Annotated in this window: 17 protein-coding genes; 3 read left to right on the forward strand and 14 right to left on the reverse strand. The window is 42.1% G+C overall.

The window, feature by feature from the left end; genetic code table 11:
* Positions 1-18: 18 nt before the first annotated feature.
* The 3 genes from IFU39_RS05175 to IFU39_RS05185 all read right to left on the reverse strand — a co-directional run bounded on the left by IFU39_RS05175 (position 19) and on the right by IFU39_RS05185 (position 3,703).
* Positions 19-1,704, reverse strand: a complete 1,686-nt coding sequence (locus tag IFU39_RS05175) for a hypothetical protein (protein ID WP_192131529.1) — start codon at positions 1,702-1,704, stop codon at positions 19-21.
* A gap of 160 nt (positions 1,705-1,864) precedes the next feature.
* A complete protein-coding gene (locus IFU39_RS05180) occupies positions 1,865-2,734 on the reverse strand; it encodes a carbohydrate ABC transporter permease (protein WP_017688372.1) in 870 nt (289 codons plus the stop codon).
* 18 nt (positions 2,735-2,752) lie between these two features.
* On the reverse strand, positions 2,753-3,703 hold the full coding sequence (locus IFU39_RS05185; RefSeq protein ID WP_374955036.1) for an ABC transporter permease: 951 nt from the start codon (positions 3,701-3,703) through the stop codon (positions 2,753-2,755).
* 268 nt (positions 3,704-3,971) lie between these two features.
* On the opposite strand from IFU39_RS05185, the gene IFU39_RS05190 reads away from it, so the two are divergent.
* Positions 3,972-5,663, forward strand: coding sequence for a sensor histidine kinase (locus tag IFU39_RS05190; protein ID WP_244660871.1), 1,692 nt, complete (start codon positions 3,972-3,974; stop codon positions 5,661-5,663).
* Positions 5,663-7,012: a response regulator transcription factor gene (locus IFU39_RS05195; protein ID WP_192131533.1), complete on the forward strand. Its 1,350-nt coding sequence runs from the start codon at positions 5,663-5,665 to the stop codon at positions 7,010-7,012. Before IFU39_RS05190 ends, IFU39_RS05195 begins: the two co-directional genes overlap by 1 nt.
* 115 nt (positions 7,013-7,127) lie before the next feature.
* On the opposite strand, the gene IFU39_RS05200 is transcribed toward IFU39_RS05195, so the two are convergent.
* From IFU39_RS05200 to dnaN, 7 genes are all read right to left on the reverse strand, one after another.
* The gene (locus tag IFU39_RS05200; RefSeq protein WP_192131535.1) at positions 7,128-8,225 is read right to left on the reverse strand and encodes an endospore germination permease; all 1,098 of its coding nucleotides are present in this window, start codon (positions 8,223-8,225) and stop codon (positions 7,128-7,130) included.
* A gap of 14 nt (positions 8,226-8,239) precedes the next feature.
* The gene (locus IFU39_RS05205; RefSeq protein WP_091018986.1) at positions 8,240-8,467 is read right to left on the reverse strand and encodes a hypothetical protein; all 228 of its coding nucleotides are present in this window, start codon (positions 8,465-8,467) and stop codon (positions 8,240-8,242) included.
* Between the two features lie 12 nt (positions 8,468-8,479).
* Positions 8,480-9,682, reverse strand: a complete 1,203-nt coding sequence (locus tag IFU39_RS05210; RefSeq protein ID WP_091018988.1) for a Ger(x)C family spore germination protein — start codon at positions 9,680-9,682, stop codon at positions 8,480-8,482.
* 5 nt (positions 9,683-9,687) lie between these two features.
* A complete protein-coding gene (locus IFU39_RS05215) occupies positions 9,688-11,133 on the reverse strand; it encodes a spore germination protein (protein WP_091018990.1) in 1,446 nt (481 codons plus the stop codon).
* 297 nt (positions 11,134-11,430) lie between these two features.
* Positions 11,431-11,877: a GNAT family N-acetyltransferase gene (locus IFU39_RS05220; RefSeq protein ID WP_091018992.1), complete on the reverse strand. Its 447-nt coding sequence runs from the start codon at positions 11,875-11,877 to the stop codon at positions 11,431-11,433.
* 182 nt (positions 11,878-12,059) lie between these two features.
* Positions 12,060-12,914: an AraC family transcriptional regulator gene (locus tag IFU39_RS05225; RefSeq protein ID WP_192131537.1), complete on the reverse strand. Its 855-nt coding sequence runs from the start codon at positions 12,912-12,914 to the stop codon at positions 12,060-12,062.
* A 106-nt stretch (positions 12,915-13,020) separates the two neighbouring features.
* Entirely contained in the window at positions 13,021-14,145 is a 1,125-nt protein-coding gene (gene dnaN / locus IFU39_RS05230) for a DNA polymerase III subunit beta (protein WP_105598781.1), read from the reverse strand.
* A 52-nt stretch (positions 14,146-14,197) separates the two neighbouring features.
* On the opposite strand from dnaN, the gene IFU39_RS33385 reads away from it, so the two are divergent.
* On the forward strand, positions 14,198-14,590 hold the full coding sequence (locus IFU39_RS33385; protein WP_181155418.1) for a hypothetical protein: 393 nt from the start codon (positions 14,198-14,200) through the stop codon (positions 14,588-14,590).
* Positions 14,591-14,772: 182 nt separating this feature from the next.
* Here the strand turns inward: IFU39_RS33385 and IFU39_RS05240 are convergent, their stop codons facing one another.
* The 4 genes from IFU39_RS05240 to IFU39_RS05255 all read right to left on the reverse strand — a co-directional run bounded on the left by IFU39_RS05240 (position 14,773) and on the right by IFU39_RS05255 (position 18,670).
* Positions 14,773-15,639 (reverse strand): aldo/keto reductase, encoded by an 867-nt coding sequence (locus tag IFU39_RS05240; protein WP_192131539.1) that lies wholly within the window; start codon positions 15,637-15,639, stop codon positions 14,773-14,775.
* Positions 15,636-16,013, reverse strand: coding sequence for an ArsR/SmtB family transcription factor (locus tag IFU39_RS05245; RefSeq protein WP_105598778.1), 378 nt, complete (start codon positions 16,011-16,013; stop codon positions 15,636-15,638). The genes IFU39_RS05240 and IFU39_RS05245 overlap by 4 nt, the downstream gene beginning before the upstream one ends.
* A gap of 426 nt (positions 16,014-16,439) precedes the next feature.
* The gene (locus IFU39_RS05250; RefSeq protein WP_105598777.1) at positions 16,440-16,811 is read right to left on the reverse strand and encodes a DUF7674 family protein; all 372 of its coding nucleotides are present in this window, start codon (positions 16,809-16,811) and stop codon (positions 16,440-16,442) included.
* A gap of 653 nt (positions 16,812-17,464) precedes the next feature.
* Positions 17,465-18,670 (reverse strand): winged helix-turn-helix domain-containing protein, encoded by a 1,206-nt coding sequence (locus IFU39_RS05255; protein WP_105599143.1) that lies wholly within the window; start codon positions 18,668-18,670, stop codon positions 17,465-17,467.
* Between the last annotated feature and the right edge of the window lie 99 nt (positions 18,671-18,769).

The following is an 18,769-nucleotide window of genomic DNA, read 5'->3' on the forward strand; positions in this document are numbered from 1 at the left end:
ATCCAGGGTAAACTGACTTTATTTCAAATTCATCAGTGTCATTACATCCGTCTCGCTGGCTTGGTTGTACCATTCGTTAACTTCTTCGATCACGGTGTCTCCGCCTTTTTCGTGCCACTGTTTCACAAAGGTATCGAATGCTTCAAGCGGCTCATTGCCATATATGATTTTGGTGAACGTCTCTTGTTCCATGGTGGTCAACTGTTCCCACACGTTTTGCATCGTTGGCGTTGGTGGACCGTTAAACTCATTTGGCAGTAAAACATCTCTGTTTTCATACGAAATCCGATATCCATCCTGTGTCGTTTGATCTTTTGAAGCGCTTTGAATGAGGACGCCCGTGTCGGCTTTAACTCCATTCGCCAGATCGTAGTACGATTGGCCGGGACCATCAACACTCGGTGTATTTTTGGTAAATGCCATTTTCCCAACGCCTTGCACGGCTTCTAATGGCTTATTGAATTTCGTTGGATCAAAAGTGACTTCGTCGTTGACGATATCGTAATCGTATCCCTGAGCGTAGCCGTATTTGAAATCTCCCGTGCTGAACGCTGCGTCGTACATTTTATCGTAGTATAGGAAGAAGGCTTCCATGTTTTGAAAGTCCTTGTTAAACATGAACACACCATCGTTCAATTGGGCGGACTGATAGGTCTTATCACCGTTCACACCTTGAATGGTCGGATAAGCACTTATTTTTGCGCCATCCACATTTTTCTCTACGTCCTTCACACTGTCGTAAAGCCAAGGACGACCAATGATGATGCCAGCTTTCCCCTCCGTAAAATCGGACAGTGCGTCCCAAGCCCCTTGGGTGGCCAATTCTTTGTTCAAGTACCCTTTTGCATACCAGTCGCGTAACTTGGCAAGAGCCTCTTTGTTGCCAGCAGCCACAGATCCATAGGTGAGTTTGCCGTTATCGTTATGCCATTGCCTTGGAAGATGTTTGCCTGTGTATGCGCTGAATATCATGACCGGATCGCTGACCCAGCCCGTATTGTAGGAATCTTTGCCCGAAAAAGTAAAGCCGTATGTGTCTTTCTTGCCGTTCCCATCCGGGTCCTCATCGGTGAACGCCGCGATGACTTGCTCAAACTCATCAATCGTTGTTGGCGCTTCCAAATTTAATCTGTCCAACCAGTCCTGGCGGATTAACATAACTTCGCCTTCCGTCAGATTCGGCGCAATCGCCATCCCGTAGACCTTGCCCTCCCTAACCACTGGATTGAAAGTGGTCGGGTATTGTTTGTATATTTCTTTTATCCGGTCAGGCATGTAGGTTGAGATGTCTTCTGTAATCTCCTTGACTTGCCCCGACTCAATCAGATCATTGACCAGCATGGTGTCATAGACAGGCAGAACGTCTGGCAGCTTCTCGGAACCCGTCAACGCCAGCCTCAGCTTGGTATTATATTGTGAAGCATCACCTCCCAGCAGGGTGGTTTGGATTTTGATACCCAGGTTTTGTTCGCCCCAACGGGTCAACACATTGTCATTCAACGTCTCACCATTGATATACTTTCCAGCATTCTCATCCTGTTGTTTGGCGATGGTGATCGTAAATGGCGGATCATATTTACCGTCCTTAAGCACCGATGCCGGTGCGGTCTCGGAAGCACTCTCCCCTTTGCTACAGCCAGCCACAAGAATAGCCGACAGCATAACCATACTTACCATTTTCCATAAATCAGTTCTTTTCTTCATGGAAACATGCCCCCTTCACTCATACTCAATTTGTTTTCTATATAAGTTCAACTAATTGCATATTTACACTGGCACTCCGATGACAGAACAACCTTCCGAACGCTGTTATCGTGTAAATGTTTAGATGAACTTATAGTAATCCAATTTATCGTCATCCTAACTATTCTTTGACGGCTCCCAGTACGATTCCCTTCACGAAATAACGCTGCAAAAAAGGATAAACCAAAATAATCGGGAGCGTGCTGACAAAAATTTGTGCTGCCTTAATGCTCTGTTCGGACATGGCTGCCACCTCAGACTGGCTCATCGCCATATTCTGCATATTGCTCTGCACAACGACCGTCTGTAAGAACGAAGCCAACGGATACTTACTTGCATCCGACATATACAAAATCCCGTCAAACCAGGAGTTCCAGTGCCCTACCATAATGAACAAGGATACGGTCGCGATGCCAGGCAGAGATAATGGTAAATATATTTTGCTGAGAATTACGAAAAAGGACGCTCCATCAATGAAAGCTGCTTCTTCCAGGGCTTTGGGAATCGTTTTGAAAAAATTGACGAGAAGAATCAAATTATAAGCACCGAAAGCGCCCGGTAGAACAAGAGCCCATATGGTATCCTTTAATCCAAGGGCTGTGATCAATATGTAAGAAGGTATCAAGCCCCCCGAGAAGAGCATGGTAAAGATAAAAAACCACATGAGCACGTTGCGTCCCCGGAATTCCTTGGACAAAGCATATCCTGCACAAGTAAGGATAAACATACTGATGGTTGTACCCAACACGGTTCGAGTAATGGATGTCAGCATGGCACCATTGAAATTGGAATTGTTGAACGTTTTTACATAGGCATCCACGTTGAATCCGACCGGCCAAAATGACACCATATTCCCACTAATGGCCGCTTTGCTGCTGAGCGATTGTGCCAATAGATGAAGCAGTGGCAGAAAACACGCCAGACCAGCCAGTATCATGAACGCGTAATTAAAATATGAGAATACTCTATAACCTGTCGTCTTATGGTACATGATCCCTCTCCCTCCTTGTTAGAATATTTTGTAATTGGCATATTTATAGGCCAGCCTGTAGGAGACAACGATCAAAATCAAGCTGATTCCCGATTTGAACAGTCCGACAGCGGTCCCGAACCCGTATTGCCCGTTTAACAAGGATGAACGGTAGACATAGGTGTCAATGATATCTCCCGTACTGTAGACAAGCGGATTGTACAGATTGAAAACCTGATCAAAGCCCGCGTCCAGAATATTGCCCAGACTCAGCGTAGAAATGACGATAATCATGGGCAACATGCTAGGCAAAGTGACGTATCGAATTTGCTGCCGGCGTGTAGCGCCATCGATCTCAGCTGCTTCGTAATAAGAAGGATTGATCCCGGCAATGGTAGCCAGATAAACAATCATGCCGAAGCCAAAGCTCTTCCACACGTCGCTGATTACAACCGTGAATCGAAACAGATCAGGATCACCCAAGAAGTAAATGGGATCGTTCCCGAAAATACGTGTCAAGATGTGATTGATTCCTCCGTCTAATCCGAGAATGTCGATCATCAACCCTGCCACAGTAACCCAGGACAAGAAATGCGGCAGATACACCAGTGTCTGTACACTTTTCTTAATGCCCATATTTCGAATCTCGCTCAGCAGGATAGCCATGACGATTGGAACGATAATACCAACGATAATTTTAGAAACGGCGATAATTAACGTATTCACGATCGCTTGTGTGGCTTCTTTGTACTGGAAAATTCGTTCGAAATTATCTAACCCGATCCACCGTGAACCTGTAATGCCCAGCCATGGTTTGTAGTCCTGAAATGCCATGAGCAAACCTACCATCGGGCCATAAGAAAAGATACAGACAAACACAAATGCGGGAATACACAGTACGTACAAAGGCCAGCTTTTCTTGATTTCCTTTTTGAATGAAGTCCGCTGGGAAAGCTTTGTTTTTGTTTTTTTTGCGGATCTGGCGGGCACAATCTCGTTAATGTTGCATACCTCCTCTATGATGGCTTTTCGAAAGCGATCCTTGAAGATAAGCTTAACAAAAGCGCTTTCACTCCAAAATGCCAAAATTTCAAGATCATCACCCCATCCTGAATCATTTTAAACCGCTTTCATTTATCGTCGTTGCTGCCCTTCCGCTTTTCGAAGGTTTGGCTTATATTTAGGTTAATCCGATCTGGAGTTTGAACTTCTACGTTTGGCGATATGAAAGGAACCACATATGATCAGAAAAATGTATATGAAACGATTCATCTATTTCTTTGTTTTTTTTCTGTTGCTGACGTTAAGTTTGTTTTTCGTGATGAACCGATTGAGCTCCAAGACACTTGAAGAAAATCTGATTGGCGCTTCCAAAAACCAGCTTGATTATGTGAAAGGCATTCTGGACGGGATTATATACGAGGCTAACATGTACGGAGTTCAATATGCAGCTGACAGTGATGTCCGATTTTATCAGAGGCATGTTATCGAGCTGAGCAATTACGATTCCCAAATGAAGAAAAACGATATCGTTGAGCGCTTGCGGCAAACGCTCCTCTCCAGTCGATCGATTGAATCGATCGGCATTTACTGGAAGTCTGAAGAAACGTTTCTGTCCACTAACAGTGCGCCGGAGGAGAGACTTCCGTTCAAGGATGTTCATGGGCGGGGATGGCAAATCGTCGGCAATAGCTTGTATTACTTTGCCCTCTACCCTTACATCCAAAAATCCGGACAAAATGAACCGACTCAGTACGTCGTTGGTGTAAAGCTGAATACCGATTATTTGAAAAATCTGCTGAAAAAGGCTGTGAACAACGACAGCTCAAACGCTTTTTTTTGGTTTAATTCCCATCAGCTATGGAGTGAGAAAGAAGTCGACAACGATCTATTGAAAGCGGTTACTAATATGATTTCTCCACAGCCGGAGATCACTTTGAAATATGATTATCACACCAAGTCGGACGATTACTATGTTCTTTCCCGATACATTGAATCAATCGACGCCTACCTGATTACATATACACAGACGAATGATTTTCTGCAACCGATTGACCGCAACCGTAAAGTTTTTTTTGCCAGCATCTTAGCCGTTTTCACGCTTGGTCTGGTTGTGATCTTTACGTTTTACCGGAACTATTACCGTAATATTCGTTTGTTGGAGCGGAAGTTTTCACAGGTCGAACAAGGCAATCATAATACACGTATTACCGAAAATACGGATAGAGAGTTTTACAGCCTGTTCAGAAGTTTTAATCATATGGTTACCGAGATCCAGGATCTGTTCGTATCCTTGAAGACTGAAACGGAACTCAGACGAAGTGCGGAACTTCAACAACTCCAGGCTCAGATCAATCCTCATTTTTTGTACAATAGTTTGTTTTTCATCATGTCGGTGGCTCAATTTTCACCTGATTCTGTCATGCGCATGAGCAAACATCTAGCTGAATATTATCGTTATTTAACGAAGTTGGACCGGCATGAAGTCACGCTGGAAAGCGAGCTTCAGTTTGCGGAACATTTCCTGATTATTATGGCTCTTAGCAAAAAAATGGAGTACAGCATTGATCTGCCGCCAGAACTGTCCTGCCTTCCCCTCATGCCGCTGATCATCCAGCCAGTGGTTGAAAATGCGATTCAACATGGAATTGAAGGACAACAAGGTGCCCATCGGGTGAAAATTGATGTAAAACAGACGGAGGCTGGAATAGCGATCAAGGTCTCCGATGACGGCAAAGGTCTTTCACTCGATGATATCCGTAGCCTGGAGGGTCGGCTTGAGAGTGATACCCCGCCTGAAGGAATTAAAGGCGTAGGGCTCTGGAATGTAAATCAACGTCTGAAAAATACGTACGGTGAACTTAGCGGGTTACATTTTACTACTAATGATTGGGGCGGCTTGTCCGTCCTGCTGCTCATTAGCATTCCCGTGGTGAAAGGAGATAACTAATGCGATTATTAATTGTGGATGACGGACATTATGTCGTGGAGTATATGAAGCACTTGCTCGATTGGAACACCTTTGGCATTGATCAGATCGAGACGATGACCAATTCGATTGAAGCCCGAGACATGTTGACTCAAAACCACATCGATATTCTGATCACTGACATCCGAATGCCTGAGGTGTCTGGTATTGATTTGCTTCAACATATCCACCAACATAACTTGCCAACCAAAGTGATCATCCTTTCCGGCTACTCCGAGTTCGAATATGCACAACAAGGAATCCGTTTAGGTGCGCTCGACTACTTGCTCAAACCTGTCGACAAAGATGATGTGGAGAAAGCCATGTCCAAAGCCATCAATAATATTGCAAAGATACGGCCCACTCAATCTGTCGCATGGGAGAACTTCAATGGATTGGGGTATTTGCTTTCGCTTCTTGGTCATAACGAGACATTAAGGAAGCAATATGATGCTTATACTGAATTTTTAGGGCGTCGTCGTATGTGCTGCTTCAAGCTCGAGGGTTTTACACAGGAACATGAGGATGTTATAAAACATGCTGTCGGAGACAAATTGGATCGTCTCGTTTGGAATGCGGGAACACGACTGTTTGCTTTTATTCCGGAAGAAGCTGCTGGAGAACTGACTATCAAACTGGAGCAATCGGTCGTGTCTCCTCCATTTTTGTTGGCTGATCGAAATGTGACCCGACAGATGTTCTACAGGTTCTTCCATAATGAGGAAGTATGCCCGGAAGACTTCATTGGCATATTCAACCATTCTCCATCATGCGGTGATTGGGAGTCGGCGGGAAATATCATTAAAAAATATGATCAAATCCGTCTCCAAAAGCAAAAAGTAATCTTTCTTATGGAGACCATTCTATATGTATATCTGACGGATAAGGATCGCGATCCCTCTGAAACCGTGGAGTGGATATTCAACCAGTTACGCTATCCTGATGAACTATCCTCAACTCTCATGGGTCGAGTCAGTCGGATCAGAAACAACAAACAGATGTCCATTCAAACCATCGTTGACAAAGTACAAACGTATATCGAAGACCATCTGTCACATGGCCTTAGCCTGGACGAACTGGGGAAAGTTGCACACCTCCATCCCGTCTACTTTTCCAAACTGTTTAAACAGGAGACAGGAGAAAATGTGTCAAACTACATTTCCAGGAAGAGGTTGGAGAAGGCTTCTCAATTGCTTCAAGATTCGGAACTCCGTGTAGCCGATATAGCCCAGATGGTTGGTTACCGAAAAAATCAATATTTTATCCAGTTGTTCAAAGTGGAATACGGAGTTACGCCCTATCAGTATCGGAGAAATATGATCCACAAATGAAATTCTATAGATGCTGATGTGATTTAGCTATACTGTCGGCTATTATGTTCTTTGTGAGCAGTTGTAGTCTTCCACCAGCGCGAAACAAGTTCTTGTCTTCAGCAGAGGACAAGAATTAGTACTCCTTAATCGATTCTGAATATCCTCTAATCTTGCTAGTCAACCAAAGCACAGCAGGAAACATAATGCCGAAAATCATGGCATAATAAGGCCACACTTGATTTAACTCGATTATGAATGACATGTTAGGCCATATGAAATTGGCCATGGCTAATATGATCAATATCAGAGGAATCAACAGAACGTTAGCATTACGTAGGCGAAAAGCATCCGCAAGCCCTTGGGCGGAAATATACAGAAGCAGTGCAAGGCGGAAAAAAATAGTAATGAACCAGACGATTGCCAGGATGATTTCGAATCGCTGAAGAAACTCGCCTATATTTATGGTTCGGTCAATAAAAAATGTAGGAAACGTCAAATCCGCTATTACACCAGCGCTGATGACTGTGATGATCTGCAACATCATAAAAAAATACATAGTGCCGCTAATTAAAGCACTCACAATGACTGACTTTCTCCATTGTTTCGGATCCGAGAAGTGATGTGCAAAAAAAAGATAGAGGATCGCTTCTGCATAAGGAAAAGCGAATAAATTGATCGATGCGAGAACGACAGGTTTCAAACCGTTTTCCAAAATAGGAAAAAGATTATTTATCTCGACCTCAGGAAGAAGAGTGATTCTGACCAATAGATATAGGACTAAAAAGAAAAAGAACAAAACTTCTGCAGACCGGCCAATAACGACTGGACCCGACCGGACAGCGAGATATACGGCTATAAGCATAATGAAATATATGGCATCATAAGGTGTTTCGGGCATTATAGATGTCGTCACAAAGTCGCCTAGATTTCGAAGTGTCATGATACACTCAAGAAAGGGAAAGGAAAAAATGAAAACTGTGGCAATCGTACCGCCCAGAGGGCCGAAGAGACAACGTAGATACTCCACAAAAGTTCTCCCTTTCATGTGCCTGGCGATAGAGGTATACAACGGTATCAACATCAGATGAACGGCCAAGGAAATGGGAATAGAAAGCCAAGCATCCTGTTTAGCAACAGAGGTAATAGCCGCTGGCAGCACTAAGTATGCACTTCCTATTTGATATAGAGCAAACCATGTAATGGCCTGGCGAACAGTCAGCTTGGTATTCACTCCAAAGTCCCCTTCTATGATAATATTGTTGCAATGAACTCGCTTAATGGTTGGAATAGAATCCGAATTCCTACCAGTGGACTCGGCAGTTCAATATGCGCTATTCTCAGAACGTTAAGTGTAACTCCAACAGCAAAGAATACCATGCCACATACGATTTCACGTATGTAGTGCTTCTCCTTCAATGCTCGAAATTCAATAATCATTGCGACAAATGATCCCACAAGTATTACATATAACATATACATCCACTCCTAATTGTTCTGATAGGAATCGACGGAATTGGTGATTTTTCCGACACGGTTCAAACGATAACGGAGATTAATATCTACCTGGAGATTTTGAAATTTTCTTGTCCAGTCCGCTTTCCATTTATGCCACTCATATGGGTACTTTCGATGAAAAGCCTCTCCGAACCCGAATATATCGGAACCGATCTGCTGCGCATTTTGAATGCCTTCTTTCAAAATTTTCTCCTGTTCTTCTCTGCCTGCATCTTGAAACGCATTAAACGTCTTTTCATCCTTCAGGTCAGCATTACACGTGACCTCTCCGATGTTGGCTTCTGTATCCACTTCAAGAGTAATGTGTGGCTCATTGTCTTTTATTTTTGGAATGATTTTTACGTTGTTATGAATGACTTCAAAAGCAAACTTCCCTTCGGAATTCGGACAGCTAACGGAAGCAACTGTACTGGAAACGCGGTTGGATATGTAGGTAAAAGCCTTGCTCTTGGATTCTTCTATCCAGCCAGTCAAACGGTCACCCTGAAAAACACCAATTCCGGTAAATAAATAATTCACATGTTGAGGTGATTTTTTCACGTTATCGATGGTAAGACCTTTATTCAGATTGTTCAATCGAATGCCTGTAAGAACAGGCTCGATGCCGTCTTTTGTTAAACGTTGAAGAAGATCTTTGACATCGACCGCGGAGGTGGGTGCCCATGTTTTCTCAGATACTTTCAAAGCTTTATACATATCCATTGCAGGTAAAACCTCGGTTGGAGCTACAAAAGAAACGGCATCCTTCGCCGAACTTCCCCTGACAATAGCCAAATGGAAATCAGGCCGAACTTCATGATCCCGGAACAGAAAATCCAATGGCTTCTTAATGCCTTTTCTTGCCGTGTTCTCGTCAAAGATTACAAACTTTAAGTGTGACATGTACATTTTCCGAGATGATTCGGTTGTCAGTTTGCGAATGGCTTCAAATAGGGTATCAGCGCGGCTGGAAAAAACGATTGTTGGCGACCGTTCCATAGCCCGATTACGAGACATTTGAGAAGGGTCAACAACTTGCAGACTGATCTCATATTGATCATCCACTGTATCAATACCCAGAGCTATCACGACGGAAATTTCGTTCAGCTCCTTACTGTTCCAACAACCCGTAACAACGACCATTAGCAAGATGTAAACAAGCGGTTTTAAAATTCTGGATCGGTACGAGTTCATGGGGCCTACTCCTTTTGTTTTGTGTGCTGCTTTGTTTTATTCCTGAATGGAAAACGCAGTACGGCATCACTTTGCTTTGACGAATTGTAATTCGCAAAAGGACTCATATACGGCACACCAAATGAATGAAGGCTATTCAGATGTACAAAAAGTATGAGCATGCCAACAGTCAAACCATATACTCCATAGATAGCGGCTAACCCGATAAACACAAATCGCAATATCCGGATTGGAATGGCCATGGTATAAGAGGGTATAACAAAGCTTGAAATAGCTGTAATGGCAACGACAATGACCATAACAGGTGAAACAATGTTTGCTTCTACGGCAGCTTGGCCAATAACGATGGAACCGACAATAGACACTGCCTGACCGACCGTTCTTGGCATTCGAAGGCCTGCCTCTCTCAGAATTTCAAAAATCACTTCCATGATGATTGCCTCTACAAATGCCGGAAAAGGTACTCCTTCACGCTGCGCGGATAAACTTAATAACAGTACCGTGGGAATCATATCCTGATGGAACGTTGTTAACGCAACATATATGGCTGGAGCCAACATACATATTGCCAGGGAGATGTATCTTAATATTCGAATAATACTGCTGTAAATATAAGATTGATAATAATCCTCGGCAGATTGAATGAAATCAACAAACACCGCAGGGGCAAGAATAACGAAGGGGGTTCCATCTACGAATATTGCAATTTTGCCCTCCATGACTCCTGCTGCAATAGAATCTGGACGATCCGAATTATAGAAAATCGGAAAAATAGTAAACTGTTTCTTCTCTGTGAGGGATTCTTCGAGATATTCGCCTTCAAGCACACGATCTACGCTCATGCTTTTTAATCTGGATATCAAGTTCAGAACCATGTCCTGATCAGCGATCCCATCCATATACATGACCGATATGTCCGTCTTGGTTTTTTCACCAACTTTGACGTTTGTTAGTCGCACTCTTGTATCTTTGACCCTGCGGCGAACCATTGTTGTATTTGTGCGTAACGTTTCCGTAAACGATTCTTGCGGACCTCTGATAACAGGCTGCACCTTCGATTCGGTAATGCTGCGTTCTTCCCATCCTGGCAAGGAAATAACTAATCCTTCATCCATACCGTCCAGTAACAGTAGAGCTCCGCCTGAAAGGATTTGATCCAACGCATCTTCAAAGCTCTGAACCAAACTTGCTTCGCCGACATCCAGAATGCTATTTTTTAAAAATGGTAAAGACATCTCATCCCTATCTGAAAAGGCGAATTCATGCAATGGACGAATCACATTGTCTTGTACCTTCTGCATATCAACCATGCCGTCCAAATAAAACAGAGCGGCGTGATTCCTTCCAATTGTGATCTCACGAACCACAAAATCAGAACTGTTTCCCATGAAGTCACAAATTAGATCAATATTGCGAACGATTTGTTTGGAAAATTTGGGTTGCAACTTCATTTTCACAATCCCCCTTGATTATGTAGTATTGGTACTAATACGAAATATAATCAATGAGTTGTATGAGTACTCCGTCCCATCCTCCTTGCGAACAGGAGGTCCAGCCCCCCCACTCAAAACAGAAAAGCAAAAAAGCCGCTATTTTAGATTAGCGACTTTGAATGATCCTATATAACTTACGATTTAAGCTCTTTAATTATTTTGGCGGTACACCCGTTTAATACAATTATATATGGCAATGAAAAAAACCAACTTCCACTCTTAAGTTCACAGAGTGTGTTGGTCTTTTTAGAGCAATTAATGGGTTAAGTCGATCACCTTATCAAAGCAATATGAATCTCTGTCATAGCCGTTATGTTCATAAAAAGCATGGGCGTTGGTTCGTTTCATTCCACTACATAAAATAATACTTGATATTCCCCGTTCTTTAGCATAATTTTCAGTCTGTCTTAGTAGTTTTGTACCTATTCCTCTGTTTTGCAGCTCCCTTTTAACAGCAAGAGCTTGAATATGTAGATACCCCATTGGAACGCCTACAGATAATGACTGTACAATTGTTACAAAACCGACGACTTCATTATCTATTAGTGCGACAAATGTTTTGTAATTCCCGGCCTTATTCATCTCTTCCATAGTCACTCGGAAGTTTGCATCATTAACATTACGAATTTCAAGTACATCATTCCATAAAAAAACAACTTCAGCATAATCATCGGATATAATTTCTCGTATTTTAATATTCATGCTAAACCCCCTCAAGATAAATTAATCGGACAATCTCCCCTATAACTATTGGTGATAAGGTTCTAGTCGCGGTCTGTAACGGCAAGTTATAAGGCCATCCTTTGTGGGGATGACCTATATTATAATCTTAATTTTTCAGTTGTCTTCTTCGTTAACGCCTGCATTTCGCTCATATAAAAACGTTATTTTTTCTTCACAGGTATCCAGATCTCACCTGAAACATTCCCATGTCGTGCCATTCCATAATACATTTCGAAAGTAGGGCCCTCAACCTGTTCGTATTCAGATGTAGGAAACCACTCAGAATAGATTCGTTGCCATAATTTTTGCATATCACACTGCGGCTCTGGGAAAACCGCCCACGTTAATGGTGGGACAGCAAGTTTTGTGAATCTCTCCGGAATTTCAAGCCCCTTAGATACATGATAACAGATCATGTATTTGAAAGATTCTTTCGTGTGATCATAAAGGGCGGCATGTAGCATGGTATCACCAAAACGTCCCAGTAAGTCATTCATATGATCAACGCTGCCATCCTCATCACATTTTATACGGAATTGAGGTACTTCAGCGAACGCTGTTTTCTGGTCTGCATTTATAATTCCATATACTCCAAACATCTCAAAAGAATCTCTTTGCTCAATACGGTAATTCATTTCGACATCCCCTTTTATTGAAATATGAAAGGACATTCGAGGATAGGCTTTTAGCGAAACGCCTGTATCGCGAGCAGATGTAGGCATAATACCATGAAGATTCTTAAAGGCCCGTGCAAACGCCTCTGGCGATTCATATCCAAATTTCATAGCTACATCAATAACCTTTGTGCTTGTTGTCTGCAATTCAAATGCCGCCAATGTCAACCGTCGACGTCGAATGTACTCCGATAACGATACGCCAGTAATAAATGGAAACATTCTTTGAAAATGATAGGTAGAGCAAAAGGCTCGCTGTGCTATCTCATCAAATGAAATAGTGTCCGCTAGATTTGTTTCGATATATTCCATGGCGCCATTCATCCTATCCAACCAATCCATCGTACTCCCTCCCTTCAAGGTGATTTTATGGGAAATAATTAATGAATACCTTGCAATTTCTGCACGAAAAAGTCAGGTGAAAGCTTGCTCTTATATATGATACGGTTCACCGGCTCATCACTGGAGTGATCAAGAACAAACTAGACATAAGCGTATTATCTGGAAGTACAACGATAGGACTGGTTTTCCCTGCGAATCTTATTCGTACACTCGCGCAATCCATGTTTCGAAGTATATCGAAAAAGAACTTCCCATTAAGTGATATCATAAATTCTTCCCCACGCATCTCTAATATTGGAATTTCATTCTGAATATCTCCAACATCGGCTGTTTTGGACAATAGTTTTAATGTGTCTGCATTAGCTACTAGTTTGATCACATGTGCACTAGCCATTACAGTTACACATTCAACCGCTTTCAACAAACATGCTTTATCAACTGAGATTTCACACACATACGATTGAGGAATTACATTCATCATGGATGGGAATGTTCCTTCAATAAGAGCCGACTCCACTTTCAGTCCATTTGTCGTGAAATTAACTCGATGGTTAATCACTTCAATTTCAGTCGTTTCATCTGTTTTGTTTAACATTTTCGACAATTCATAGAGATTTTTCGCTGGAATAATAACGTTCACACTGTTGTTGGCAGCATTTTCTAAATTTAAGGTTCGGTATGCAAGCCGCACTCCGTCTGTAGCAATTACGTTTAGACAATCATTACGGAATTCCAACGAAACTCCTGTTAGTATGGGGCTGGTATCGGACGTTGAAGCTACGATCGCTAGCTGTTTAATAGTCGAACGAAGTAAGGAAGTATTAATGCGTAGTTTAGTAGAAGGGAACGCCTCTCCATCATCAATGGAAGGGAATTCTGTAGGGTCCATGCCGCATAAACGTAATTGAGAATGACCGGATACAATCGAAAGAATCATTGGCTCTTTAATTTCAAGTATAATTTGGTCATCATTAAATTTACGAATAATATCGTGAAAATAACGCGATGGTATAACGATAGCCCCTGCTCTTTTTACAGTCAGAGAAACATCATCATGAGCAATCATAGACTGTATCGTCAAACTTGTATTACTTGCCGTAAAAGTAACGCCATCTGCACCTGCTTGAATATGTATTCCTTGAAGAATTGGTATCGAACTATTTGCTGCTACTGCCTTTATCACATATTGTATGGCATTCATAAGAGAATCTTTTGTTATCTCTACCAGCAAAGACCTCACCTACCTCGAATAAAGAAATTATTATGAATAGAAGGACTCAATGATGTTACGTATAGCCTCCGAACGAGAAAGTTTATGCTCTGTGCAATGGTTTTCGATTTCTCCCCACATGTCCTCTGTTAGAGTTAAAGATATTTTTTTAGTCACACCTATACTCTTTCTCCCAGAACCTTCTCGCAGACCACCTCTCGAAAAGACAAAACCTAACTGGCCTTCTTTATTAGAGACACCAACTTTAATGTTATTGTTGTTCAATATAATAACACTCCCGAATTTTGATTTAGGTAACCTCATTCAAACAGATCCCTTCTCATCTTATCATGTCTCTACATGGATTTACAATATTTTAAAAGCAATTGCTGAAGAACAACTCATCGAATGTAAAGATGGGAGTATCTCAGAAGGAATTCCTTCTCTTCAAGCACCAACTCGATGAAATAACGTCTCTATGATTCGTTAGAATCAATCCTATGCAAATGGGAGCAAATAGCGTCTGCTAGGTCCGTTAGAACTGCATAATCCTGACAAAAGGCTGTACCCGGTCATGCTCATGACTCACAGGACAGCCCCAATAAAACAATTACGTATAGACACCTTTTTTATATATTCTATGATCCATCAATGAGAGCGAATAAATAACTTCATCAAATTGATATAAAACGGGTTGACCATGTAGCCATTCGGACTTACGGAATATCTCTTACCCGTGTCCAACCGTCGTATTTGTTCCATCTCCTTCTCATTCAACTCAAAGTCGAATATTTCGCTGTTCTCTTTTATCCTTTGAGGATTCGATGATTTGGGGATGACAATAATTCCACGTTGCAGATGCCAGCGCAAAATGACTTGCGCAACCGACTTCTGATGACGAAGGGAAATTGCCGCCAGCTCCGGATGCTCCAGCAGCGCTTTGCTACCCTGCCCCAACGGTCCCCAAGCCTCATGCAGAATCCGATGCCGAACCATATAATCATGCAATTCATGTTGCGGAAATTCCGGATGGGTCTCGATCTGATTTACCATCGGCGAAATCCGGGAATGTTTCTTCAGATGCTCTAGATGCCGGATCTCGAAATTGGCTACACCTATAACTTTGATTTTACCTGCGTCGTATAACTCTTCCATCGCCTTCCAAGCATTCACGTATTGAGGACCAGCAAAATGAATCAAATACATATCGAGATATGTTACGTTCAGCTTCTGGCAAGTCTGCTCGAACGCCCTTTTCGTCGCACGGTAGCCCAGGTCTGTCGTCCATACCTTGGAGGTAATGAAGAACTCCTCCCTGGGAATGCCGCTGTTTTGGATGACCCGACCTAACACCGCTTCATTACCATAAATTTTGGCCGTATCGAAATGGCGATAACCCATTCGAATAGCCTCCTCGGCAGTCCTCTCGAAGGTCCCCCCGTCTTTGATCTTATATAGGCCGAACCCTAGTTGAGGAATGCCCACTCCGTTTGCGGCTGCGACTGTCTGATTCATTCGCAACTCCCCCTGTTTCCTATTTGTTGTTCCGATGCTTGTTCTTCGCATTGCGCTAGCAACTTTTCTATTTGGTTCACCAGGTTTTTTAACAATTTCAACTTGCTACCGGAGTCAAGGCTGTAATAGTTGAGAGTTCCTTCTTTACGAACACTTATTATCTCTGATTCTTTCAATATTTTCAGATGATGTGATACGGTTGGTCGGGAAAGGTGAGTCTTCATCCTGATCTCTCCTACGCGCATGCCGGGTTTTTGCGGCCCTTGAATCAAGGCTATGAGGATGGCTTGCCGGGTTTCGTCTCCGATCGCATTCAACACCTTCTGATTGTTCTTAAATTCGATAGCAATCGTGGTCGCAAGTTCCTGATCCAAGTAAATTATCCCCTTCCATTTAGAACGTGCAATACTTTTGTAGATACAGCCTATCACAATCTCGGATTCGGCTGTACATCGGGTAAGAAATTCAAGAACCTATTTTTCCCATGTCTTAAGACAAAGGATATATGTCCAGATTGAAACTGATCCAATCTAATGTGTTAGTTGCCTCCCAGTTCTTCGAAAAATGTAGTAAACTCCTTCATTGCTTCCGCCGCGCTGATTGATGCGATTGAAGACGTATCCCAAGCAAAAGTTATCCATAATTATCTAATCGATCATTGAAATAAGTCCTTTCCCCTTCAACCCCTAAGATAGGAAATTACATGGATAAAACAAAAAAGCCGCTGCTTTAGCGACCTTGAATGATATTATAAACCAACGATTCAAACGCATTGAATACCTAATCTGCAGCAGATTATTCTATGAAAAATATTTCCCTGAGTGCAAATCTTCTATTTCTTGAGAAAGTCTTTTAGTATGTGGTTTCATATAAAATTGAGCTTTTTGCAAAATATCTGTTTGCCCACCTAGATCATACAAGATTGTAGTAGATAACACTTGTACAATATAAAGGCTCGTTTGAGTTGCCATCCATTCGAAAAAATCAAAAAACTTCTCAAGTTGTTCTGTGTCATCATTTTCACGAAGCAATCCTTCAACATAATTAGCCACTTCATCACCAAAAAACACATGTCCTAGAAACTCTTGATTTAATTCCAAGTGCTCTATGTAACAATCGAAAAATTCAGGAAAAAGTTTTAAGAATTGATTGATTAAAATGTCTCCGTCCATTCTTAAACCTCCATACGTACCCATAATCACTGTTCTTTTCGTTTAAAAAACATCTTGCCAACCATAAGTCCCATAGCCGATGAACAGATCAGATATCCAAAGAACAAGAATAGTAAATAAACACCATGAAGATCTGCAGGAATCTGTTTTACACCTTCAAACCAAACAAAACGAAAAGGATAAAAGATGACTACCCAAATGATCAGCAAAAAAAGAAGAAAATTAATAATTTTTAGCACAATAACGATCCTTTCAAGTCTGAGTGGAAAAAGTTGAATGTATATGCTTCATCTATCATTTCGCATTACCTTACCACTGCCCGCACTATAATAGTTAGCTTATGTATCAGAATTGATATGTTGAATCTTTAAAACTACAAACTGTAACAGGAAACATTGGGAATATTTCTTATTATTCGGTGAGTATAACAAAAAAAGGTAATATAAGCACACAAAATTAATTATGGTCATTCTTCGAGCTAGAACAAACTACCTACTCTTAGGGGCAATACCAGCGTAACTGAAACCACCCGCAAACATATGGATAAAAATGCAAGAACCCACCTATTCTGGAGAGTTCTTTTACGAGTGATAAATGTACCAATTGTGGCCTGTTTATTAAACTAACGTTATCCGTTAGCGGAATGACCTATTTTAATTTATGGTTGGTTTTATAGACTCTGCCGAAATCGTCTCACACCCGTTGAATATCGCAAACTTTTGGACACAACTGTTCAAGGCTGTTCGCAATTGCGTTGTTTGCTTCAGACCGTTCTCGTACCAGATGTTTTTAAGAACGAGCGTTCCAGTTTTTCGCTCCACGATTATCTCGGCCCGTCCAATGAAGCTTTCTCCATATAATAGAGGCAGCACATAATAGCCGAATTTTCGTTTGATTGCAGGCGTGTAAATCTCCCATGTGTAATCGAAGCCAAACAATTTGTTGATAAGTTTTCTGTCCCATATGAAATTATCTAGAGGGGCAATAAGTTCACAACGCAATTTCTGCTCCTGATTTCTCAGAACAACTTCAATAAGCGGTAAATCCTCCGCGAGGCAGTAAAGCATATCCTTCATTTGTTCCACAGCAACAGCAACAATACGATTTTCGTGTAATAGCTGGCGAAAAACCTCGGTGCGCTGTGCTGCTTTCAGCCCCCATATATTCAGCCATGCATCTGACGCACGATTCCATAAGAGACCAACAGAGCCGATTCGACGCAGTACCCGCCACTTATGATGCTCAAGCTCATCCTCCAGCGGCTCTGATGCATTCAGCAGATTTGGTTGTATGTACTTCTTAGCTATATCGTAATATTTACGCGTTCCTTTTTTATGATGGATAATCAACTCACCCGTCGAATACATCTGTTCCAGCACCGATCGAGATGAATTGTTTCCACCGCTCCAGTGGATGGCCGATTGCCAAGAGAAATCCCCATCCAATTTTAAATCATCCGAACTTAGTGCACCGTGATTTTGAATATGAGCCCGTACTTGCGTAGTCAACGCTTCCATTTCGGGATAGCGTTTGGCATGTTGCCTTGCGGCTTGCCTGTATCGCTCAAAATACGGCCAGTCCTCGACAGAGATAATGGCTAGGTTCTTGTCTGGATAATCGACAAGGCTTCTATCCTCATATAGCAACTCGGCGAGCATTCCCTTGGTAAATCCCTTTATTCGCGACTGTAGCACCAATTCGGCGTTTTTTCCGCAAACATCGATGGGGTCGTATTGAATGCAGCTGACCTGCCGAGCAAAGTCCAATACACCCTGCTTTTCACTAAATTTATATTCGCCCAAAAGTCCATGCTTCAGCAATAGAAATTGCCGTGCCTGGCGGTTTGTTAATTGGATCATGTTTACACCTACCTCTAATTTAAATGCAATACCGAACTCAAACCAATCTTCAGCCGCCTATTAAAGACTCTAACTTTGAGGAGCCACTACCAAGAAAGA

It is taken from the genome of Paenibacillus sp. CFBP 13594, from assembly GCF_014842675.1.
Lineage (GTDB): Bacteria > Bacillota > Bacilli > Paenibacillales > Paenibacillaceae > Paenibacillus > Paenibacillus amylolyticus_B.